We start from the raw sequence: 22,123 nt of genomic DNA on the forward strand, positions 1-22,123 counted from the left end.
CGGGTCCTTGTCCTTAACGCAGTTTCAGGGTGGCGAGGCCGACCAACACCAGAATTACGGTGATGATCCAGAAGCGCACGATTACGCGCGGCTCAGGCCAGCCTTTGAGTTCAAAGTGGTGATGGATCGGCGCCATGCGGAACACGCGCTTGCCGGTGAGCTTGAACGAGGCCACCTGAATCACCACGGAAAGGGTTTCCATCACGAACACACCGCCCATGATGAACAGCACGATTTCCTGGCGGACGATCACGGCAATGGTGCCCAGCGCAGCGCCGAGCGCCAGCGCGCCGACGTCGCCCATAAAGACCTGTGCCGGGTAGGTGTTGAACCAGAGAAAGCCCAGGCCCGCACCGACCAGCGCCGAGCAGAACACGATCAGCTCTCCCGCGCCCGGCACGTAAGGGATCAGCAGGTAATCGGCGAATTTGATGTTGCCCGACAGGTAGCAAAAGATGCCCAGCGCGCCACCGACCATCACGGTCGGCATGATGGCCAGGCCGTCGAGGCCGTCAGTCAGGTTGACCGCATTGCTGGAGCCGACGATCACGAAGTAGGTCAACACCACGAAGCCCACGCCCAGCGCAATGCTGACGTCTTTGAGCATCGGCACGATCAGGGTGGTTTCAACGGCGCTTGGCGCCGTCATGTACAGGAAGATCGCCGCGCCCAGGCCAAACACCGACTGCCAGAAATACTTCCAGCGGCTCGGCAGGCCTTTCGAATTCTTTTCGATCACCTTGCGGTAGTCATCAACCCAGCCGATGCCACCGAACAGCAAGGTGACGACCAGCACCACCCATACATAGCGGTTGGTCAGGTCTGCCCAGAGCAAGGTGCTGATGGCGATGGCCGACAGAATCAGCGCGCCGCCCATGGTGGGCGTGCCGGATTTGGACAGGTGCGACTGCGGGCCGTCATTGCGCACGGCCTGGCCGATCTGGCGAATCTGCAGGGTACGAATCATCCAGGGGCCCAGCCACAGCGACAGCGACAAGGCGGTCAACACACCCAGAATCCCGCGCAGGGTCAGGTATTGAAAGACCGCGAAGCCCTTGTAGAACTGTTGCAGATACTCGGCCAACAGCAGCAGCATTTAATGACTCCCCTGGGTGCCGCACAAAGCGGCAACGACGTTTTCCATCGCTGCGCTGCGCGAGCCTTTAATTAGAATGGTGGTGTTGCCAGGCTCAGCACTGACGGCGGTGATCAGGCTGGCCTGATCGGCAAAGTGCTGGCCATTAGCGCCGAAGGCGGCAACGGCATGCGCCATGTTCGGGCCGACGGCATAAAGAGCATCGATTTTTCCGGCGGCGTAGGCGCCGACATCGCGGTGGCCCTGTTCGGCCCACTCGCCCAGCTCGCCTATATCACCCAGAACCAGAACGGTCCGGCCGGAGAAGGCGGCGAGTATATCAATGGCGGCGCACATGGAAGTCGGGTTGGCGTTGTAGGTATCGTCGATCACCCGCGCGCCATTGGTCGCCAACTGCGCTACGGCGCGGCCTTTGACCGGCAGCACGTTTTCCAGCCCCGCCTTGATACTGACCAACGGCATGCCCAGCGCTGACGCTGCCGCCGCTGACGCCAATGCATTGGCGACGTTGTGATTACCGAGCAGATTGAGCTGCACAGTGGTCGAGCCGAGGGCACAGTTGAGGGTGAACGACGGGCAACCACGGGCGTCGCGGCCCAGGTCGCTGGCGTAGAAGTCGGCCTCGCTGTTGCTCAGGGCAAAGCTCACAACCTTGCGCAGGCCCGCGCGCACTTTCCAGATGCCGAACGCCTTGTCATCGAGGTTGAGCACGGCGATGCCACTGCTGCTCAGGCCGTCGATGATTTCGCCTTTGGCCTGGACGATCTTGTCTGCGCCACCGAACTCGCCGATATGGGCGGTGCCGGCATTGTTCAGCACTGCCACCTGTGGCTTGGCCAGGCTAACGGTGTAGGCGATCTCGCCGACGCGGTTGGCGCCCAACTCGATCACCGCACCTTGGTGTTCCGCGTCCAGCTCAAGCAGGGTAAGCGGTACGCCAAGGTCGTTGTTCAGGTTGCCACGGGTGGCCAATACCGGGCCGCTGACGCCGGCACGCAGGATACTGGCGAGCATTTCCTTGACCGTGGTTTTGCCGCTGGAACCAGTGATGGCCGCCAGTGGGCCGGTGTAGGCCTGACGATTGAGTGCCGCCAATTGGCCCAGCGCCTGGCGGGTATCGGCCACCACCAACTGGGGAATGCTGACGCCCACGGTTTCGCGCTCGACCAGTGCTGCAACTGCGCCCTTCTGGGTGACTTCCTGCAAATAGCTGTGGCCGTCGAAGCGCGGGCCGGTCAGAGCAACAAACAGCTGGCCCGGCTTGATGGCGCGGCTGTCGGTGCTCACGGCGCTGAAGGTGGCATCGGCGCCAATCAGGCAGCCGTTCAAGGCATTCACGACTTCGCTCAGACGCAGGGCTTTAAACATGAGCGGCCTCCCACGCGGCCAGGGCGTTGGTGGCTTGATGCAGATCGGAGAACGGCTGACGTTCGCCGTTGATTTCCTGGTAGTCCTCGTGGCCTTTGCCGGCGAGCACGATCACGTCGGCGGCATCGGCAGCGGCGATCAGTTGGGCAATGGCTTGGCCACGGCCGAACACGAATTGGGCTTTTTCCGGCGCCTTCAGGCCCACACGGATATCGGCAAAGATCTGTTCCGGCGATTCGGTACGCGGGTTGTCGTCGGTCACCATTACCCCATCGGCCAGACGCTCCACCACTTCGGCCATCAGCGGACGCTTGCCACGGTCACGGTCGCCGCCGCAACCGAACAGGCACAGCAGTTTGCCGGTGGCATGCGGGCGCAAGGCAGTCAGGACTTTCTCCAACGCGTCCGGGGTGTGGGCGTAGTCGACCACCACCAGCGGCTTGGCACCGCCACCCAGGCGCTGCATGCGGCCGGCAGGGCCTTCCAGTTGCGGCAGCACTTTGAGAATTTCGTCCAGCGGGTAGTCCAGGCCGAGCAAGGCACCGACCACCCCGAGCAAGTTGCTCAGGTTGAAACGGCCGAGCAAGGAACTGCGCAGGCTGCCCTCGCCTTTGGGGGTGACCAGCTTGGCGCGCACGCCGTGGTCGTCGAACACCGCTTCGCTGCAATAAAGGTAGGCGTTGCGGTCTTCGAGGCTGTAGGTAATCAGGCGCGAGTCATGCTGCTCGGCGGCCAGTTGGCGGCCAAAGTCGTCGTCCAGATTCAGTACGCGGCAACGCAGGCTCGGCCAGCGGAACAGCTTGGCTTTGGCTTCGCCGTAGGCCTGCATGGAACCGTGGTAGTCGAGATGATCGCGGGACAGATTGGTGAACACCGCTACGTCGAAGGCCAAGGCGGCCACGCGGCCTTGATCCAGGCCGTGGGACGACACTTCCATTGCCACAGCGCGCGCGCCAGCCTGTTTCAGATTGGCCAGTACCGCTTGCACGCCGATTGGGTCGGGCGTGGTGTGGCGGCCCTGCTCCAGTTCATTGTGGAAACCGGTACCAAGCGTGCCGACAATGCCGCAGCGCTCGCCGAAGTGATCCAGCGCCTGGGCAATCAACTGGCTGATGCTGGTTTTGCCGTTGGTACCGGTGACGCCCACCAGGTGCAGGCCCCGGCTTGGCTCACCATAGAAACGACCGGCAATGGCCGACAGTTGACCGGCTAGGTTTTTCAGCGGCACCAGTTCGGCACCCTGGGCTTCAATTTTTTGCGCGCCTTCGGCTTCATACGCCACGGCAGCGGCGCCTCGGGCAATGGCGTCAGCAATATGAACGCGGCCGTCCTGCTGACCGCCAGGCACGGCGAGGAACAGATCGCCCGGGCGCACTTTGCGGCTGTCCAGGGTCAGCTCACGAATGAGTACCGAGCTCTCGGCTTGTGGCAGCAGTTGGTTCAGTGGCATCGGCATTAGCGCGCTAACCCCCGAGGAATGGTGACTGCCACGGCGGGCTGAACATCGGCAGGCGTCAGGTTATCTGGGGCAATGTTCATCAGGCGCAGGGCGCCGGCCATGACTTTGCCGAATACGGGTGCTGAGATCAGGCCGCCGAAGTAGGCGCCGGTGCTTGGCTCATCGACCACTACGACCATGGCGATACGCGGGTTGCTGATCGGTGCAAAACCGGCAAACAGCGAGCGGTATGCGTTGGCGGTGTAGCCCTTGGTGCCGACGGTGGCTTTACGCGCCGTACCGGACTTGCCGCCCACGTGGTACGCCGGCACCTTGGCGCGGAACACGCCGGTGGGGGCTTCGACCACTTGTTGCAGCATGCCCTGAATGGTTTTGGCAGTGGCTTCGGGGATTACCTGCACGCCGTCCTGCACGCGGCCGTCGGCGCGGGTCATGGTCATTGGAATGCTGCGACCGTTGTTGGCCAGCACGGCATAGGCGTGCGCCAGTTGAATGGCTGTTACCGACAAGCCGTAGCCGTAAGCCAGGGTGGCGGTTTCAGCTTTTGGCCAGATGCGGTGGTTCGGCAGGTTGCCGACGCGCTCGCCGGGGAAGCCCAGACCGGTGTCCTGGCCCAGCCCGACCTGCTGCATAACGTTGTAAATCGGCTCGGCGCCGATATCGAATGCGATCTTGCTGATGCCCACGTTACTGGACTTGATCAGGATGCCGGTCAAATCCAGCACCCCTTCATTCTTGGACACGTCGCGAATGGTGTATTTGCCGATCTGCAAGGTGCCAGGGTAGACGTCAACGGTATCGGTCGGCTTCCAACGCCCGCTTTCCAGCGCTGCACTCATGGAGAACGGTTTCACCGTGGAGCCGGGTTCGAACACGTCGATCATGGCGCGGTTGCGCATCATGGCCGGCTGCAGGTTGCGGCGGTTGTTGGGGTTGTAGGTCGGCTGGTTGACCATGGCCAGCACTTCACCGGTCTTTACGTCGAGCATCACCAGGCTTGCGCCCTTGGCGCCGAACTCGGTGACCACGTTGCGCAGTTCGCGGTGAGCCAGGTATTGCAGGCGCAGGTCGATGGACAGCGCCAACGCCTTGCCGGCCTTGGCGTTGCGGGTTACCTGCACGTCCTTGATCAGGCGGCCGCGACGGTCTTTCAACACTTCACGCTTGCCCGGTACGCCGGACAGCCACTGGTCAAACGCCAATTCCACGCCCTCACGGCCGTGGTCGTCGATATCGGTAAAGCCCACCACGTGCGCAGTCACTTCGCCGGCCGGGTAGAAACGACGAAACTCCTCGATGGAGTAGACGCCTGGCACTTTGAGGTCGAGCACTGATTGGCCCTGTTCCGGGGTCAGCCCCCGCACCAGGTACATGAATTCGCGCCCGGCATTTTCCTCCAGCCGGGCGGCGAAGGCTTTGGGCTCCTGGCCCAGTGCCGCCGCCAGTGCCGACCAGCGGTCTTTGCCGGCTTGCAGCTCTTTACCGTTGGCCCACAGGGTGGTGACCGGCGTACTGACAGCCAGCGGCTCGCCGTTGCGGTCGGTGATCAGGCCGCGGTGCGCAGGAATAGGCACGTGACGCACGCTGCGAGCATCGCCCTGGCCCTGCAGGAAAGCGTGGTCGAGCACTTGCAGATCGATGATGCGCCAGCAGATGGCAGCCACCATCAGGCCCAGCAAACCGAGCACCACGCGGAAGCGCCATGGGTAGAGTGCGCCTTCGAGCTTCATCATGGCGCCACCATCCGCACTTCGGCAGGCTCTGGAATGCGCATTTTCAGCTGTTCGCTGGCCAGGGTTTCGATGCGGCTGTGGGCGGTCCAGGTGCTTTGTTCAAGAATCAGGCGGCCCCACTCGGCTTGCGCTTTGTCGCGCACGCTGAGTTCGCCGTACAGGGTGTTGAGCAATTGGCGGTTCCAGTGGGCGCTGTAAGCCACGGCGATAGCCGAAACCAGAACGGCGACGAACAGAATCAGCAGCACGGTGCTGCCGGCCGGCAACGGCTTGGCGAACGCGCGGCTCACCGCAACTTCTCCGCAACACGCATGACCGCACTACGCGAGCGCGGGTTGGCCGACTGTTCGGCATCGGAGGGGAATTGCGCCTTGCCGATGGTTTTGATCAGCGGCTCGAAGCGCTCGACGCGTACCGGCAGGTTGCGCGGCAGCTTGTCGGCCTCGCCTTTTTCCAGGCGACGCATAAAGAGTTTGACGATGCGGTCTTCCAGCGAGTGGAAGCTGATGACCACCAGACGGCCACCGATCTCCAGGACGTCCATGGCGGCTTGCAGGCCACGCTCCAGGTCGGCCAGCTCGTTGTTCACATGAATGCGCAAACCCTGGAAGGCACGGGTAGCAGGGTTCTTGCCCTTCTCCCAGGCCGGGTTGGCAACTTTCAAGACTTCGGCCAGGTCGGCGGTGCGTTCAAAGGGCGTTACTTCGCGGCGCTGCACCACAGCCCGGGCCATGCGCTTGGCGAAACGTTCTTCGCCGTATTCTTTGAAGACGCGGGCGATTTCTTCTTCAGGGGCAGTGGCGATGAACTGCGCGGCGCTGATGCCACGGCTCGGGTCCATGCGCATATCCAACGGGCCGTCGTTCATAAAGCTGAAGCCGCGTTCGGCGTCATCCAACTGCGGCGAGGAAACCCCCAAGTCCAACAGAATGCCCGACACTTTGCCGCTGTCGCCGCGCTCGGCCACCGCTTCCCCGAGTTCGGCAAAACTGCGCTGCACAACGACAAAGCGGCCGTCTTCGGCCGCCAGCGCTTCTCCGGTCGCAATCGCCAGAGGGTCCTTGTCGAAACCGAGGAGCCGCCCGTCCGGGCCCAACTTTTGCAGAATCAGGCGGCTGTGCCCGCCACGGCCGAAGGTGCCATCCACATAGCAGCCGTCCGGACGCACGGCGAGAGCCTCTACGGCTTCGTCGAGCAATACGGTGATGTGGCGAAAGCCGCTGCTAGTGGTAGTTGTCACAGAATGAGGTCACGCAATTCGTCCGGCAGACCGCCCGGCTGTTTAATGGCTGCCAGGTCCGCATCAGCAAGCGCGTTCCAGGCGTTTTCGTCCCACAGTTGAAACTTGTTCAGTTGGCCGACCAGCATCGCGTGCTTGTCGAGCTTGGCGTATTCGCGCAAACGGGGCGGCACGAGGAAACGGCCCGCGCTGTCCAGCTCGATATCCACCGCGTTACCAATCAGCAAACGCTGCAAGCGACGGGTTTCTTCACGCAGGGACGGCAACTCACGGAGCTTGGTTTCGATTATTTCCCACTCAGGCAGCGGGTAGACACAGAGGCAGGGGTCAATGGCGTCGATGGTAACGATGAGCTGGCCAGCCGAACGCGACACGATCTCATCCCGATACCGACTTGGCATCGCGAGGCGCCCCTTGGCGTCGAGATTGATTGCGTTAGCTCCGCGAAACACGACAGCGCTTCCCCTATTTTTTCTAGCTTTCCATGCCTTAAAAACCCACTTCGTACCACTTTGTACCACTTCGGCACACTATAGGAACGCAGCCACCCCACCGTCAAGGCGCGCTTGTAGGGAAAAATCCTTATAGGACGGTGATTTAGCGAAGTTTTTGGAACTAGAAAGGGGTGTTTTAGCGGTCTTTTGACGGGTACAGCCGAACGAGTTCAAGGGGCTGCGCCTCGAACTTAAAGTAACTTCTTAAGAGTGAGATTTTTTCGATCTTAGAAACGCAGCGACGGGAGGTAGAACGAACAGCGGAAGGAGGTGGAGAGTCGATCTGTAAGCCGGGTTCTGTCGAGGACAGTCATTCCTCTACGATGGCCATCACTGGACACCTTTAGCAACCTACCCGGTTCCGACGCGGGCCGCGCCATGGAACCCTATTTGGTCTTGCTCCGAGTGGGGTTTGCCTAGCCACGAACTGTTACCAGACGTGCGGTGCGCTCTTACCGCACCTTTTCACCCTTACCGGCGCCGAAACGCTTAGGCGGTTATTTTCTGTGGCACTTTCCGTAGGCTCGCGCCTCCCAGGCGTTACCTGGCACTCCGCCCTATGGAGCCCGGACTTTCCTCCCCCCCGCTCGCGTGAACGAAACGAGGCAGCGACTGTCCAATCGACTCTCCGCCGCACAGGGTAGCGGCAGCCTCCATTTAGAACAAGCCAAAATCCGTTATTGCCGCTCCAGGGCCACCTGATAGAGCAGGTTTTTGCGCACCCCGGTGATTTCCGCCGCCACGGCAGCCGCGCGTTTGAGCGGCATTTCCTTGAGCAACAGATCGAGCACGCGCAGGGTGTCAGCGCTGACCGCATCATCGCCTTCCGGGGCCTGCCAGCCCGCGACCAACACCACGCACTCACCGCGCTGCTGATTGCTGTCGCTCGCCACCCAGGCACGCAGTTCGGCCAACGGCAGGCCATTGAGGGTTTCAAAGGTTTTGGTCAACTCGCGCGCCAGCAGCGCCACGCGCTCACCGCCGAAGACCAGCTCCATGTCTTCCAGGCATTCAAGAATACGGTGCGGGGCTTCGTAGAAAATCAGCGTGCGCGGCTCTTCTTTTACTGCTTCCAGACGAGCCCGCCGCCCGACCGCCTTGGCCGGCAAAAACCCTTCGAAGATAAACCGGTCAGACGGTAGCCCGGCCGCCGACAGCGCGGCGATCAGCGCGCAAGGCCCCGGCACCGGCACCACCTTGATGCCCGCGGCGCGCACCTGGCGCACCAGGTGATAGCCCGGATCGGAAATCAGCGGTGTGCCGGCATCGGAAATAAGCGCTACGTCGTCCCCGGCCTGCAAGCGCGCGAGAAAACGGCTGCCCTCGTCACGTTCGTTGTGCTCGTGGCAGGCCGCCAGCGGCGTCGGAATGCCGAAATGCTGCATCAAGCGCATGGAGTGGCGGGTGTCTTCGGCGGCAATCAGCGCCACATCACGCAGCACTTTAAGCGCACGGGCGCTTATATCGTCGAGATTGCCAATGGGTGTGGCCACCACATAAAGCGTGCCGGTGGTGGAATTCAAAACACCCTGAGTGGTCACAACGCACACCTCACCAATTGCAGAAAGCGCGCATTGTAGCCCGATTCACGCCATCAACATCGCGCCTGCCGTGCCCCTTGGGTACAATCCGCCCTCTTCGATCAAGTACCAGGAACGTCTACATGATCATCCGCCTGACCGCCGGCCTGCGCCCGCTCCTCGCTCTCAGCCTCGCCGCTCTCTTGGCCGCTTGCTCAAGCTCGCCGTCGTCCACCCTTGGCGAACTGCCCCGCACCCCGCAAGCCAGCATCGACCAGTTGCTGCAACAGGCCAACGAGGCCAAACCGGAACAGGCTGCCTCCTTGCGCCTGGCCGCCGCAGACCAGGCTTATCAACAGAAGGATCTGGGCCGCGCCGCGCAAATTCTGGAGCAGGTGCCCGTCGCGACCCTGAAACCGGCCCAACAGGTATTCGCTGGCACCTTGAGCGCCGAGCTGGCCCTGGCCCGCGGAAAACCGAAAAGCGCCTTGCAGGCCCTCGACCAGCCGGGCATGCAGCGCTTGGCCGAACTGCCGGTTGAGCAGCAAGTGCGCACCCAGTTGGTCCGCGCCCAGGCCCTGGAAGCTGACGGGCAAACTCTGGCTGCCGCCCGCGAGCGCGTGTTTATCGCGCCGCTGCTGAGCGGTGAAGCCGCCACCCGCAACCATGAAAGCATCTGGAGCCTGGTGTCTTCGCTGCCTGCCGATCAACTGCAAGCTGGTGGCGATGCCGACTTGGCCGGCTGGCTGCAACTGGCCAGCGCGGTAAAAAGTGCCGGCACCCTGCAACAGCAACAAGCCGCCATCGATACCTGGAGCCAACAGAACCCGCAACACCCGGCCGCCGCACAACTGCCGGCGCCACTGACCAAACTGAAAGAACTGGCCAGCCAACCGCTGACCAAGATCGCCCTGCTGCTGCCGCAAGATGGCCAGCTCGCCTCCGTAGCCCGCGCCCTGCGTGACGGATTTATGGCTGCGCACTTCCAGGCCCAGCAAGCCGGTCAGAACCCGCCCAGCATCGAAGTGTTCGACAGCTCACGCCTGGCCTCGATGGACGACTTCTACCGCCAGGCACAAGCCGCCGGCATTCAACTGGTCGTCGGCCCACTGGAAAAGAACCTGGTGAAACAGCTGAGTGATCGCGAGCAATTGCCGATCACCACCCTGGCCCTGAACTACAGCGATGCCGGCCGCGAAGGCCCGCCCCAGTTGTTCCAGTTCGGCCTGGCCGCTGAAGATGAAGCTCGCGAAGTATCGCGCCGCGCCTGGGACGACGGCATGCGCCGCGCCGTGGCCCTGGTGCCGCGTGGCGAGTGGGGCGACCGCGTACTGGAAGCCTTCCGCCAGAGCTGGCAAGCCAAGGGCGGCAGCCTGATCGCTGCCGAGCATGTTGATCAGCCGGTAGAACTGGCTCAACAGATTGCCGATCTCTTCCAATTGCGCCAGAGCGAAGCCCGCGCCAAACGCATTCAAAGCGTGCTGGGCACGCAGGTAGCGGCCCAGCCAGCGCGCCGTCAGGACATCGACTTTATTTTCCTCGCTGCCACGCCGCAGCAAGCCCAGCAGATCAAACCGACGCTGGCCTTCCAGTACGCGGGCGATGTGCCGGTGTATGCCACCTCGCACCTCTTCACCGGCGGCAGCAACCCGTCGCAGTACCAAGACCTGGACGGCATCCGCTTCTGTGAAACCCCGTGGCTGCTTGATGCCAACGACCCGCTGCGCCAGCAAGTTGCCGCCCAATGGCCACAAGCTGCCGGCAGCCTCGGTCGCCTGTATGCCATGGGCGTAGACGCCTATCGGCTGGCACCACGCCTGACCGAGCTGAAAGCCTTGCCAGAAAGCCGCGTTGACGGTCTTTCCGGCAGCCTGAGCGTGAACGCCAACCAGCGCGTAGAACGTCAGTTGCCGTGGGCCGAGTTCCGTGATGGCGCCGTGCAGCGCCTGCCTGTCAGCAGCGGCTTCTGATTGATAGCCGCCAGCACCCAGCACGCCGGCCGTGAGGGCGAAGCAGAGGCCTTTGAGCATCTGCGCCGCCAGGGCCTGAAATTGGTCTGCAAAAACTGGCGCTGCAAGGGCGGCGAGCTCGATCTGGTCATGCTGGACGGCGATACAGTAGTATTCGTCGAAGTTCGCGCCCGCCGGCATACCACCTGGGGTGGCGCCGTGGAAAGTGTCGATGGCCGCAAGCAGCAGAAGCTGATTCTGGCGGCCACCAGCTTTTTGCAGCAGGAGCCGCGCTGGGCCAAACATCCGTGCCGTTTCGATGTCGTAGCCATCAACACTGGCAGTGAACCTGCGAGCCGTCTGAACTGGATTCGCAACGCCTTCGAGACTTGATTTTCCGCCCAACCACCCCAACTACAGGGCCGTACGGTGCGCCGTCGGCAGCAATAACGCTTTACCTATTATCAGCAGGCGCCGGGCGAAACCCAGGCCACCTGATCAGCAGCCACACTGAAGGTCATCTCCGATGGACATGCAATCCCGTATCCGCCAGCTGTTTCAAGCCAGTATCGAAACCAAACAGCAAGCCATGGAAGTGCTTATTCCCTACATCGAGCACGGCAGTCTGGTCATGGTTCAAGCCCTGCTCAACGAGGGCAAGATCCTGACCTGTGGTAACGGCGGCTCGGCTGGTGATGCCCAGCACTTTTCCTCCGAATTGCTCAACCGCTTCGAGCGCGAACGCCCAAGTCTGCCGGCCATTGCCCTGACCACCGACAGCTCGACCATCACCTCGATCGCCAACGACTACAGCTATAACGAAATTTTCTCCAAGCAGATCCGCGCCCTGGGCCAACCGGGCGACGTACTGCTGGCGATCTCCACCAGCGGCAACTCGGCCAACGTGATTCAAGCCATCCAGGCCGCGCATGATCGCGAAATGGTCGTGGTCGCACTTACCGGCCGCGATGGCGGCGGCATGGCCTCGCTACTGCTGCCAGAAGACGTCGAAATCCGTGTTCCATCGAAAGTTACCGCACGCATTCAGGAAGTCCACTTGCTGGCCATCCACTGCCTCTGCGATCTGATTGATAGCCAACTGTTTGGGAGTGAAGAATGACCCGTTCGCCATTAATCCTTGCCGCCCTTGCCATCACTTTGGTGCTTTCCGGGTGCGGCAGTCGTTCGTTCGGCAACAAGATCGATGACCAATTCATCCCGTCGAATGTCGAGCAGAAGATCAAGCAGGCGAGCCCCGACCTGGCCAACGGCTCTCACATTGTAGTCACCAGCTACAACGGCATCGTGCTGCTGGCCGGCCAAACTCCTCGCGCCGACCTGAAAGCCGCAGCCGAACAGGCTGCGCGCTCGGTACAGGGCGTGCGCAAGGTGTACAACGAACTGCAGGTCATCGCGCCCTCCTCGGCCTTGGCGCGTAGCAATGACGCCCTGCTGACCACCAAGATCAAGACAGAGATGCTGGCTGACAGCAGCGTCTCCAGCTCGAATATCAAGGTGATCACCGAGAACGGGATCGTCTACATGCTCGGCGTTGTAAGCCGTCAGCAGGCGCAACTGGCCAGTAACCTGGTGCAGGGTGTGTCGGGCGTGCAGAAGATCGTGAAACTGTTTGAGTACGTCGACTGACTCAATCGGCAGGCAATAAAAAAGGCGATCTTCGGATCGCCTTTTTTATTGGTTTTTGCGTGGCCTGTCAGAGAGCGAATGCCCCGGGGATAGTCGCGAAGCGGCTGATATCCGCTTTGCGGATATTCGCCCTACTTGACCACCTTAAGGCTCGGTCTGCCGCTAGGACGCGGTGGCTCGGAGCCCGACGGGCCATCGCCATCCGGATCGTCTTCCGGCTCTTCGTCTGCCACCGGCGACTCCAGGTCGAAGACCATTCCCTGGCCATTTTCCCGTGCGTAAATCGCCAATACGGCTGGCGCCGGGATGAACAAGGTGTGAGCAATGCCGCCGAAACGCCCCTCGAAGCTCACAGCGTCGTTATCCATGTGCAGATGACGTACAGCGCTGGGCGACACGTTCAGAACGATCTGACCGTCATTGGCAAAGCCTGGCGGCACTTGCACGTTCGGGTATTCGGCATTTACCAGCAGGTGTGGCGTGCAATCGTTATCAACTATCCACTCGTATAGGGCGCGGATCAGGTACGGACGACTGGAGTTCATTGAAAGCTCCTTCAGCTTCAGCGCATATCGCGCTCAACACCCGACAAGCTGACCTGGAAGGCCTCGCGGGCGAACTGGCGCTCCATGTAATCGAGCAATGGCTTGGCCGGCTTGGGCAGTTCGATGCCTAATATCGGCAACCGCCACAAGATCGGCAACAGGCAACAATCTACCAAACTCAGCTCGTCGCTGAGGAAGTAAGCCTTGTCGGCGAACAATGGCGACACGCCGGTAAGGCTTTCACGCAGCTCCTTGCGTGCTTGCACACGGGCTGGCTCTTTGCTGCGCGGGTCAAGAATCTGGTCCACCAACACACACCAGTCACGCTGAATACGGTGAATCAGCAAACGGCTATTAGCGCGAGCCACCGGGTAAACCGGCAACAACGGCGGGTGGGGATAACGCTCGTCAAGATATTCCATCACAACGGTCGATTCATACAACGCCAGGTCACGGTCCACCAATGTCGGCAGGCTGGCGTAAGGATTGACCTCAACCAGTCTGGGCGGCGTGCGCCCCGGCTCCACATTGATGATTTCCGCGCTTACACCTTTCTCGGCGAGCACGATACGTACGCGATGGGAATAGTGATCGGCGGGGTCGGAGTAACAGGCCAACCGGTTGGTCACGCCCATGGCGATCCTCCTCGCTTGTTAAAGTTATCTGAAGCACAAAAACGTGCGCGCCCAATTGGGCGCGCAAGTCGACAGCGGAGAATACCAGTTACTTAGTGCACATCCTTCCAGTATTCACGTTTCAGCAGATACGCGAACACGAAGAAGAAGGCCAAGTACAACAGCACGTAGGTGCCGATGCGCTCGCTTTTCAGTTTCACTGGGTTGGCGGAGTAAGCCAGGAAGGTTACGAGGTTTTTGACCTTCTCGTCGAACTCGGCCTCATTCAGCTTGCCGGTTTTCGGCACGATGGTGAGCTGGTCACAGGCTTCGTGGGTCAGCGGAGTACCGGTGAGCGGGTCGTACTGCTTCTTGCCGTCCTCAACCACTTGTACTTGCTTGCAACCTAATACCTGACGACCCTGCAGACCGACCAGAACGTTAGGCATACCCACGTTCGGGAAGATCTTGTTGTTCACACCCCAAGGGCGCGCCGGGTCTTCGTAGAAGTTGCGCAGGTAGCTGTACAGCCAATCGTTACCACGTACGCGAGCGACCAGAGTCAGGTCGGGCGGAGCCGCACCGAACCACTTCTTGGCATCAACCGGCGACATGCTGTTTTTCATCAGATCGCCGATCTTGGCGCCGGTGAAAACCAGATTGCTCAGCATCAGCTCGTGCGGAATGCCGAGGTCATCGGCAACGCGCTCGTAACGCTGGAACTTGGCGCTGTGGCAGCCCATGCAGTAGTTGGCGAATGTGCGTGCGCCGTCTTGCATGGCGGCTTTGTCGGTCAGGTCGATATCGACCGAATCCAACTCAGGACCATGACCGGTGTTGGCGAACGCGATAGCCGGCAGAACAGCGAAAACTAGTGCAGCAAATAGCTTTTTCATCAGCCAGTCACCCTTTCCGGAACCGGTTTGGTCTTCTCAAGCTTGGTGTAGAACGGCATGAGGATGAAGTATGCGAAGTACAAGAAGGTGCAGATACGCGACACCAGCGTACGCTCGTCGGTAGGCGCCAAAACACCCAGCACGCCAAGAATCACGAAGGAGACGCAGAACACTGCCAACCAAACTTTGCTCATCCAGCCTTTGTAGAGCATGGATTTGACCGGACTACGGTCGAGCCAAGGCAGCACGAACAGTACGGCGATAGCAGCACCCATGGCGATTACGCCGAGCAATTTATCCGGTACAGCACGCAGAATTGCGTAGAACGGAGTGAAGTACCAGACCGGAGCGATGTGCTCTGGGGTCTTGAAGGAGTTCGCTACTTCGAAGTTCGGCTTCTCGAGGAAATAACCACCCATCTCCGGGAAGAAGAAGATGATCGAACAGAAGATGAACAGGAACACCACCACGCCAACGATATCTTTAACGGTGTAGTACGGGTGGAAAGCAATGCCGTCCAACGGTACGCCGTTTTCGTCTTTGAACTTCTTGATGTCCACGCCTTGCGGGTTGTTCGAACCCACTTCGTGCAGCGCCAGAATGTGCAGAACCACCAGGCCCAGAATCACGATTGGCAGGGCAATCACGTGCAGGGCGAAGAAGCGGTTCAGGGTGATGCCCGAAATCAGGTAGTCACCACGGATCCACTGAGTCAGGTCGTCGCCGATAACCGGAATGGCACCGAACAGCGAGATGATCACCTGGGCGCCCCAGTAGGACATCTGGCCCCACGGCAGCAGGTAACCCATGAAGGCTTCAGCCATCAGCGCCAGGTAGATCAGCATGCCGAATACCCACACCAGCTCACGCGGCTTCTGGTACGAACCGTAGAGCAAGCCACGGAACATATGCAGATAAACCACGATGAAGAACGCCGAAGCGCCGGTGGAGTGCATCAGGCGAATGATCCAGCCGTATTCCACATCACGCATGATGTATTCAACAGAGGCGAACGCCTCTTCGGCGGACGGGGTGTAGCTCATGGTCAGCCAGACGCCGGTCAGGATCTGATTAACCAGAACCAGCAGGGCCAGGGAGCCAAAGAAGTAGAAGAAGTTGAAGTTCTTCGGTGCGTAATACTTGCTGAGATGGTCTTCCCACATTTTAGTGGCGGGAAAGCGCGCATCTACCCACTCCATGAATTTGCTCATCAGGCTTTCTCCTGGTCCACACCGATGACAATGACGTCGTCAGACTCGTAAGAGTGAGGCGGCACTGGCAGATTCAACGGAGCTGGTTGCGATTTATACACACGACCGGCGAGGTCGTAGCGCGAACCGTGGCAAGGGCAGAAATAGCCACCGACCCATTCAGCGCCCAGGTCGGCCGGAGCTACTTCAGGACGGAAGGACGGCGAGCAACCCAGGTGGGTGCAGATACCGACCAGCACCAGAATCTCTGGTTTGATCGAGCGCACAGTCTTGTCGACATATTCGGGCTGTACGGAAGCTTTCGACTCCGGGTCAGACATCCGATCGTGGATCTTGGTCAGGTTGCCCAGAATTTCTTCTGTCCGGCGAACGATAAACACCGGCTGGCCGCGCCATTCAGCAATCATCTGCTGACCTGGTTCGACTTTGCTGACATTCACCTTCACCGCGGCACCAGCGGCCTTGGCCTTGGCACTCGGGAACCATGACCCCACGAACGGGACCGCAGCACCCACCGCTCCTGCAGCACCTACCACCGAAGTGGCTGCTACAAGGAAGCGACGCCGGCCTGCATTCACGCCGTCATTGCTCATTCAGTCGTCTCCCATCAGCTTTGTGGCCTGTTTTTCAGGCGTCTACTAAGTAAAATTCAAGCCGCGCAAAAAATTTGCCAAATGGTAAAGAAAAGCCCCATATCTGACAAGGCAATTACTGGATACAAAATGGCTGAAAGCCTTGTCCGACGCGGCGTTTACGCGTGCGGCAAGTTGTCGCAATCAATACTTTCGCCCATAAAAAACGCCCAGTTCCTTTGGGAAACTGGGCGTCTTTGAACGAAGTGCGAATTAACGCTTCGAGTACTGCGGACGCTTACGCGCTTTACGCAGACCGACTTTCTTACGTTCAACTTCACGGGCGTCACGAGTGACGTAACCAGCTTTGCGCAGAGCAGGACGCAGAGCTTCATCATAGTCCATCAGAGCACGAGTGATACCGTGACGGATCGCGCCAGCTTGACCGCTGACACCACCACCCAGAACGGTGACGTAGATGTCGAACTTCTCGACAGTCTCAGTCAGCTCCAGCGGCTGGCGAACTACCATGCGGGCAGTTTCGCGACCGAAGAAGTTTTCCAGGGTGCGGTTGTTGATGGAGATCTTGCCAGTGCCTGCACGCAGGAAAACGCGAGCGGTTGCAGTCTTGCGACGGCCAGTGCCGTAATTTTGAGTCGCCGACATAATGAACTATTCCGTTAAATCTTCAGTTCTTGGGGCTGCTGAGCAGTGTGAGGGTGAGCAGCGCCCGCGTACACTTTCAGCTTACGGTACATGTCGCGACCCAGCGGGTTCTTAGGCAGCATGCCCTTAACCGCGGTCTCGATCACACGCTCAGGCGCCTTGGCGATCAGCTTTTCGAAGTTGATCGATTTGATGCCACCCGGGAAACCGGAGTGAGAGTAGTACATTTTGTCGGTGGTCTTAGCGCCGGTTACACGTACTTGCTCAGCGTTGATAACGACGATGTAGTCGCCGGTGTCAACGTGAGGGGTGTATTCAGCTTTGTGCTTGCCACGCAGACGGCTAGCGATTTCTGTGGCCAGACGACCCAGAGTCTGACCTGCAGCGTCGACGACGAACCAGTCGCGCTTAACAGTTTCCGGTTTAGCAGTAAAAGTTTTCATTCTTTAATAGCCTCAGGGGCCGCCCTGAAAATAAGACGGCGGATCTTACTGAATAGTGCGCGCTTTGACAAGCAAAGGCAGCCAGAGACGGACGCTATCGGGGGCTCGGGTCATCACGTCCGTACGGCGAGTTTCAGCAGGCTTGGCATCCCCCGCTGAAAACAGCTGCGGAATTATGCCGATTGCAGGAAAAATATCAACCTGATTTGATGGCACTTTTTGCACGAGGAGAAATTCATGCAGTTTCGCAAGCTCGGCCGCACCGATCTCGACGTCAGCGCTATCTGCCTGGGCACCATGACCTGGGGCGAGCAGAACACGCAGGACGAGGCCTTCGAACAGATCGATATGGCACGCGCCGCCGGCGTGAACTTTATTGATACCGCTGAAATGTACCCGGTGCCGCCGCGTGCCGAGACGTACAGCCGCACCGAACAAATCATCGGCAACTACTTCAAAGCCCGCGGCAATCGCGGCGACTGGATCCTGGCCAGCAAGATCGCCGGCCCCGGCAATGGCATCGATTACATCCGCGACGGCCAGCTCAAACACAACCGAACGCACATCGTTGCGGCGGTGGATGCCAGCCTGAAACGCCTGCAAACGGACTATATCGACCTGTACCAATTGCACTGGCCCGAGCGCAGCACCAACTTTTTTGGCCAGCTCGGCTACCAACATAAAGAACAGGACTTCACCCCCATCGCCGAAATCCTCGAAGCGCTGGATGAGCAAGTGAAAGCCGGCAAGATCCGTCACGTCGGTCTGTCCAATGAAACCCCGTGGGGCACCATGCAGTTTCTGCAGCAGGCCGAACAACTCGGGCTGCCCCGCCCGGTCTCCATCCAGAACCCCTATAATCTGCTCAACCGCACCTTCGAGGTCGGCCTGGCAGAAGTAGCCATTCGCGAGCAGTGCGGCCTGCTGGCTTACTCGCCGATGGCCTTCGGCATGCTCTCTGGCAAATATGAAGGCGGGGCACGCCCGGCCAATGCGCGTATCAGCCTGTTCAGCCGCTTTACCCGCTATACCAACCCACAGGCGGAAGCGGCGTGTTCACGTTATGTCGCACTGGCCCGCGAGAACGGCCTGGATCCGGCGCAGATGGCGCTGGCATTCGTCACCGCTCGCCCTTTTGTCACCAGCAATATCATTGGCGCGACGAGCACCGAGCAGCTGAAAAGCAACCTAGCCAGCGCGGAACTCACGCTAAGCTTGGAGCTGCTTGAGCAAATAGACGCCATCCACAAAGCCCAGCCAAACCCCGCGCCCTAACGGGCACTTCAAATAAAAAAGCCCGGCACTTGGCCGGGCTTTTTTATTTCAGTACAGGGCCATTACAGCGCCCGCGAGATGATCTCTTTCATGATCTCGTTAGTACCGGCATAGATGCGCTGCACCCGCGCATCCGCCCAGGAGCGTGCCACCGGGTACTCCCACATATAGCCGTAACCGCCATGCAACTGCACGCACTCGTCGAGCACTTTGCATTGCAGATCAGTCGTCCAGTACTTGCACATGGCGGCGGTCGGCACATCCAGCTTGCCTTGCAGATGTTGCTCCAGGCAGCGGTCGACAAATACGCGCCCTACCTGAACTTCAGTGGCAATTTCCGCCAGCTTGAAGCGCGTGTTCTGGAATTCACTGATGGCTTTGCCGAAGGCCTTGCGCTCGCGGGTGTAGTCCAGCGTCCATTTCAGCGCCGCTTCGGCATTGGCCAGCGCGCCCAACGCGACAGTAAGGCGCTCCTGCGGCAGTTCCTGCATCAGATAAGCGAAGCCTTGGCCAGCCTGGCCGAGCAGGTTTTCCTTGGGAATGCGCACATCTTGGAAGAACAACTCGGAAGTGTCCTGCGCTTTCATGCCGACTTTCTCCAGGCGCTTGCCTTTGGCAAAGCCCGGCGTGCCCGCCTCCACCAGAAACAGGCTGGTGCCTTTGGCGCCCGCTTTGGGGTCGGTCTTGGCCACCACGATGACCAGGTCGGCCAGGAAGCCATTGGTGATAAAGGTCTTGGAGCCGTTCAGCACGTACTCGTCGCCATCCAGCACAGCGGTGGTCTTCACCCCTTGCAGGTCGGAACCGGCGCCCGGCTCGGTCATGGCGATGGCGCTGACCATCTCGCCCGACACCAGCTTGGGCAGGTACTTGAGTTTCAGCTGCTCGGAGCCGTAATGCAGGATGTACGGCGCCACGATGTCGGAGTGCAGCGAGAAGCCAATACCACTCAGACCCAGGCGACTGATCTCTTCGATAACAACCGCGCTGTAGAGGAAATCGGCCGCCATGCCGCCGTACTCTTCCGGCAGGTGGGAGCAGAGCATGCCGGCCTCACCGGCCTTGTTCCACAGCGTGCGGTCGATGTGCCCGTCCTTTTCCCACTGATGGTGGTAAGGCACGGCTTCCTGCTCAAGGAACTTGCGCACGCTGTCACGAAACAGCTCGTGGTCGGAGCTGAACAGGGTTCTTGGAATCATTGTTATACCCACTGGATACGTCTAAGCCGGGATTGGCAAGACCCCGACTGTAGGACAGTCAAACGTTTCGACACACTGGACACATGCGACAAAAAATAAGACGATCCAGCCACCCCCTGACCACTATCCCCTAATAAGAATAAGCATCCATGCCAACTGCTCAGTCCAGCGCACTCAAGCGCGTCGCCATTCTGGCCGTCGAAGGCGTGTTCGCCTCCACCCTCATGCAAGCCAAAGATTTTTTCCACATGGCCAGCTTGCGCTATGGCCGCCAGTTGGGGCTGGGGCTGACACCGGCTTTCGATATCCACTTGGTGAGCCCGGACGGCAAACCCGCACGCAGCTTCAGCGACGTGGTGCTGCCGGTCGAAGGCGGCCTGGAACCGGCCGATATCATCATCCTGCCGGCCTACTGGGGCGATTTCGACGAGCTAAACCAGCGTTACCCGCAGATTCTCACCTGGCTGCGCAAGCAGCATGCGGCGGGCAGCGTGATCTGCGGCGAGGCCATGGGCGTGTTCTGGATTGCCCAGGCAGGCCTTCTGGACGGCAAAGAAGCCACCACCTACTGGCGCTTTTTCCGCGAGTTTGGCGAGCGCTTCCCCAAGGTGCTGCTGAATCAGGAGAAGCACCTTTCGGACGCTGACAACCTTTACAGCGCCGGCGGCACCACCTCGGCGTGCGATCTTTATCTGTACCTGATCGAGCGTTTTTGCGGCGCCAGCGTGGCCCAGGCCGTGGCGCGCGACATTCTTTACGAAGTGCAGCGCAACTACACACCTGGCCGCATCGGCTTCGGGGGGCAGAAGCTGCACCAGGACGTGACCATTCTGCAGATTCAGCAATGGCTCGAAGAAAACTTCGCGGAAAAATTCCGCTTTGAAGACGTTGCCCGCCAACACGGCATGAGCATTCGCAATTTTATGCGGCGTTTTCAGACAGCCACCGGCGACAAACCGCTGCACTACCTGCAACGGTTACGGATCGAAACAGCCAAGGGCCTGCTCAGCGCAACGCGTAAAAGTATCAAGACCATCAGCTACGAAGTGGGCTACGACGACGCCAGCTTCTTCGCCCGGTTGTTCCGTCAGCACACAGAATTGTCGCCCAACCAATACCGGCGCCAGTTCCAGCAAAAGGACAGCCATTCCTAGGATGGGGGTTGGTCGCCCTGCCCTGCGACCTATGATCGGCGTGTGAACCTCTAACAAAAACAGGTACTTGTCATGCGCCCTTTAATTCTTGCCGTGCTTACGCTGTGCAGCCTGGTGGCTGTCGCGGACGAACAATGGAAACCCTTCCCCTACGACCAGAGCGGTTATGACTATTCCGGCGACAAGCTGCGCCAGGCCTGGCCACAGCTGACCCGCGGCTTTGGCAGCGACTACCCGTTCCCCGACGCGGAGTGGGTGATGAAGATGGCCACCACCTACCCCAAAGCGCTGGAAATGACGGTCACCGGCAACACCGGTTTTACCGGCAAGCCCGAAGAAGCCGAGATTTATGCGCAGAAGCTGCAAAACGTCTGGCGTCTGATGTTCAAAGGCGACTTTGCCCAGGCAAAAAAAGAAGGCCTGGCTCTCGGCGTTGGCGGGCAGATTCCGGCGATGTTTGCCCAGGTGGTGTACGCCATGTTCCTGGTGCCGAATCAGGATGAAAAACACCGCTTGCTGGAAGAAGTGATCGACTACACCGACAAGGCCGGCGAACTGGTGCAAGCCGATACCGTGGCGCAGTTCGGCCGCGTGTACGCCAAGGCGCGCCTGGGTGAAGAACTCTCGGTGCCAGTGGTGCTAAACCGCGGTTACACCAACCAGATCCCGAAAGAACTGGATGCCCTGCTGGCCAAACAGCCCCAGCAACCCTTTGCCCTGGCGCTCTACGGCGGCTATGAGGCTGGAGTGATTCGCAAGGTAGGCAAGTTGGTGGGCAGCATGACCTACGGCGTCAGCGCCGACAAAATGGAAGGCTACTTCGCCCGCTCCTTCAAGCAGTCGAGCAATCTCCCCATTGGCCATTACGAATACGCCAACGCGCTGGGTTATGTGTACGGCGATGATGAAGAAGCCAAGGTGGTTCAACACCTGAAAGAAGCCGTGGCGATCAAGCCAATCAACGCCATGGAAGCGTTGGAAGTGGCGCATGCCAAAGAGCTACTCAAGGAGCATGAGCAGAAGGTGGCGCAGAACTAGCGCT

At 60.0% G+C, this 22,123-nt stretch carries 23 protein-coding genes and 1 other RNA gene; 7 read left to right on the forward strand and 17 right to left on the reverse strand.

The window, feature by feature from the left end; all coding sequences use genetic code 11:
* Window positions 1-13 precede the first annotated feature (13 nt).
* The 9 genes from mraY to rsmI form a co-directional block, all read right to left on the reverse strand.
* Window positions 14-1,096 carry a phospho-N-acetylmuramoyl-pentapeptide-transferase gene (mraY, locus tag PKE98_RS11200; protein WP_271195370.1) on the reverse strand — a complete coding sequence of 361 codons (1,083 nt, stop codon included), beginning with the start codon at window positions 1,094-1,096 and terminating at the stop codon, window positions 14-16.
* Complete coding sequence (locus tag PKE98_RS11205) at window positions 1,097-2,464, reverse strand: UDP-N-acetylmuramoyl-tripeptide--D-alanyl-D-alanine ligase (protein WP_271195371.1); 1,368 nt, start codon at window positions 2,462-2,464, stop codon at window positions 1,097-1,099.
* Complete coding sequence (locus PKE98_RS11210) at window positions 2,457-3,920, reverse strand: UDP-N-acetylmuramoyl-L-alanyl-D-glutamate--2,6-diaminopimelate ligase (RefSeq protein WP_271195372.1); 1,464 nt, start codon at window positions 3,918-3,920, stop codon at window positions 2,457-2,459. The genes PKE98_RS11205 and PKE98_RS11210 overlap by 8 nt, the downstream gene beginning before the upstream one ends.
* Window positions 3,920-5,656: a peptidoglycan D,D-transpeptidase FtsI family protein gene (locus PKE98_RS11215; protein ID WP_373877844.1), complete on the reverse strand. Its 1,737-nt coding sequence runs from the start codon at window positions 5,654-5,656 to the stop codon at window positions 3,920-3,922. The genes PKE98_RS11210 and PKE98_RS11215 overlap by 1 nt, the downstream gene beginning before the upstream one ends.
* Window positions 5,653-5,946: a cell division protein FtsL gene (ftsL, locus tag PKE98_RS11220; protein WP_271195373.1), complete on the reverse strand. Its 294-nt coding sequence runs from the start codon at window positions 5,944-5,946 to the stop codon at window positions 5,653-5,655. Before ftsL ends, PKE98_RS11215 begins: the two co-directional genes overlap by 4 nt.
* Window positions 5,943-6,896 (reverse strand): 16S rRNA (cytosine(1402)-N(4))-methyltransferase RsmH, encoded by a 954-nt coding sequence (rsmH, locus tag PKE98_RS11225; RefSeq protein ID WP_271195374.1) that lies wholly within the window; start codon window positions 6,894-6,896, stop codon window positions 5,943-5,945. The genes ftsL and rsmH overlap by 4 nt, the downstream gene beginning before the upstream one ends.
* Window positions 6,893-7,348 carry a division/cell wall cluster transcriptional repressor MraZ gene (gene mraZ / locus PKE98_RS11230; RefSeq protein WP_271195375.1) on the reverse strand — a complete coding sequence of 152 codons (456 nt, stop codon included), beginning with the start codon at window positions 7,346-7,348 and terminating at the stop codon, window positions 6,893-6,895. Before mraZ ends, rsmH begins: the two co-directional genes overlap by 4 nt.
* Window positions 7,349-7,660: 312 nt before the next feature.
* Window positions 7,661-8,018: RNase P RNA component class A (gene rnpB / locus PKE98_RS11235), an RNA gene on the reverse strand.
* Window positions 8,019-8,067: 49 nt separating this feature from the next.
* Window positions 8,068-8,913, reverse strand: a complete 846-nt coding sequence (gene rsmI, locus PKE98_RS11240; protein ID WP_271195533.1) for a 16S rRNA (cytidine(1402)-2'-O)-methyltransferase — start codon at window positions 8,911-8,913, stop codon at window positions 8,068-8,070.
* Between the two features lie 152 nt (window positions 8,914-9,065).
* Between rsmI and PKE98_RS11245 the strand changes: the two genes are divergently transcribed.
* From PKE98_RS11245 to PKE98_RS11260, 4 genes are all read left to right on the forward strand, one after another.
* Window positions 9,066-10,880: a penicillin-binding protein activator gene (locus tag PKE98_RS11245; protein ID WP_271195534.1), complete on the forward strand. Its 1,815-nt coding sequence runs from the start codon at window positions 9,066-9,068 to the stop codon at window positions 10,878-10,880.
* Window positions 10,881-11,252, forward strand: a complete 372-nt coding sequence (locus tag PKE98_RS11250) for a YraN family protein (RefSeq protein WP_271195376.1) — start codon at window positions 10,881-10,883, stop codon at window positions 11,250-11,252. It abuts the gene before it with no gap.
* A gap of 133 nt (window positions 11,253-11,385) precedes the next feature.
* Window positions 11,386-11,979, forward strand: coding sequence for a phosphoheptose isomerase (locus tag PKE98_RS11255; RefSeq protein ID WP_110616852.1), 594 nt, complete (start codon window positions 11,386-11,388; stop codon window positions 11,977-11,979).
* Complete coding sequence (locus PKE98_RS11260) at window positions 11,976-12,506, forward strand: BON domain-containing protein (protein ID WP_271195377.1); 531 nt, start codon at window positions 11,976-11,978, stop codon at window positions 12,504-12,506. The genes PKE98_RS11255 and PKE98_RS11260 overlap by 4 nt, the downstream gene beginning before the upstream one ends.
* Window positions 12,507-12,637: 131 nt before the next feature.
* Here PKE98_RS11260 and PKE98_RS11265 read toward each other — a convergent pair whose 3' ends face one another.
* The 7 genes from PKE98_RS11265 to rplM all read right to left on the reverse strand — a co-directional run bounded on the left by PKE98_RS11265 (window position 12,638) and on the right by rplM (window position 17,453).
* Window positions 12,638-13,051 carry a ClpXP protease specificity-enhancing factor gene (locus PKE98_RS11265; RefSeq protein WP_271195378.1) on the reverse strand — a complete coding sequence of 138 codons (414 nt, stop codon included), beginning with the start codon at window positions 13,049-13,051 and terminating at the stop codon, window positions 12,638-12,640.
* Window positions 13,052-13,068: 17 nt separating this feature from the next.
* The gene (locus tag PKE98_RS11270; protein WP_271195379.1) at window positions 13,069-13,686 is read right to left on the reverse strand and encodes a glutathione S-transferase N-terminal domain-containing protein; all 618 of its coding nucleotides are present in this window, start codon (window positions 13,684-13,686) and stop codon (window positions 13,069-13,071) included.
* 92 nt (window positions 13,687-13,778) lie between these two features.
* Window positions 13,779-14,561 carry a cytochrome c1 gene (locus PKE98_RS11275; protein WP_271195380.1) on the reverse strand — a complete coding sequence of 261 codons (783 nt, stop codon included), beginning with the start codon at window positions 14,559-14,561 and terminating at the stop codon, window positions 13,779-13,781.
* Window positions 14,561-15,772 carry a cytochrome b gene (locus tag PKE98_RS11280; protein WP_271195381.1) on the reverse strand — a complete coding sequence of 404 codons (1,212 nt, stop codon included), beginning with the start codon at window positions 15,770-15,772 and terminating at the stop codon, window positions 14,561-14,563. Before PKE98_RS11280 ends, PKE98_RS11275 begins: the two co-directional genes overlap by 1 nt.
* Complete coding sequence (petA, locus tag PKE98_RS11285; protein ID WP_271195382.1) at window positions 15,772-16,365, reverse strand: ubiquinol-cytochrome c reductase iron-sulfur subunit; 594 nt, start codon at window positions 16,363-16,365, stop codon at window positions 15,772-15,774. Before petA ends, PKE98_RS11280 begins: the two co-directional genes overlap by 1 nt.
* A gap of 252 nt (window positions 16,366-16,617) precedes the next feature.
* Window positions 16,618-17,010 carry a 30S ribosomal protein S9 gene (gene rpsI / locus PKE98_RS11290; protein WP_108098496.1) on the reverse strand — a complete coding sequence of 131 codons (393 nt, stop codon included), beginning with the start codon at window positions 17,008-17,010 and terminating at the stop codon, window positions 16,618-16,620.
* Between the two features lie 14 nt (window positions 17,011-17,024).
* Window positions 17,025-17,453 (reverse strand): 50S ribosomal protein L13, encoded by a 429-nt coding sequence (gene rplM, locus PKE98_RS11295; protein WP_271195383.1) that lies wholly within the window; start codon window positions 17,451-17,453, stop codon window positions 17,025-17,027.
* Between the two features lie 237 nt (window positions 17,454-17,690).
* Between rplM and PKE98_RS11300 the strand changes: the two genes are divergently transcribed.
* Window positions 17,691-18,728 (forward strand): NADP(H)-dependent aldo-keto reductase, encoded by a 1,038-nt coding sequence (locus PKE98_RS11300; protein WP_271195384.1) that lies wholly within the window; start codon window positions 17,691-17,693, stop codon window positions 18,726-18,728.
* Window positions 18,729-18,790: 62 nt separating this feature from the next.
* On the opposite strand, the gene PKE98_RS11305 is transcribed toward PKE98_RS11300, so the two are convergent.
* Window positions 18,791-19,927 carry an acyl-CoA dehydrogenase family protein gene (locus PKE98_RS11305; protein WP_271195385.1) on the reverse strand — a complete coding sequence of 379 codons (1,137 nt, stop codon included), beginning with the start codon at window positions 19,925-19,927 and terminating at the stop codon, window positions 18,791-18,793.
* A gap of 248 nt (window positions 19,928-20,175) precedes the next feature.
* Between PKE98_RS11305 and PKE98_RS11310 the strand changes: the two genes are divergently transcribed.
* The gene (locus tag PKE98_RS11310) at window positions 20,176-21,081 is read left to right on the forward strand and encodes a GlxA family transcriptional regulator (RefSeq protein WP_271195535.1); all 906 of its coding nucleotides are present in this window, start codon (window positions 20,176-20,178) and stop codon (window positions 21,079-21,081) included.
* Between the two features lie 72 nt (window positions 21,082-21,153).
* The gene (locus PKE98_RS11315; protein WP_271195386.1) at window positions 21,154-22,119 is read left to right on the forward strand and encodes a hypothetical protein; all 966 of its coding nucleotides are present in this window, start codon (window positions 21,154-21,156) and stop codon (window positions 22,117-22,119) included.
* The last annotated feature ends 4 nt before the right edge of the window (window positions 22,120-22,123 follow it).

It is taken from the genome of Pseudomonas turukhanskensis (assembly GCF_027922365.1).
Lineage (GTDB): Bacteria > Pseudomonadota > Gammaproteobacteria > Pseudomonadales > Pseudomonadaceae > Aquipseudomonas > Aquipseudomonas turukhanskensis.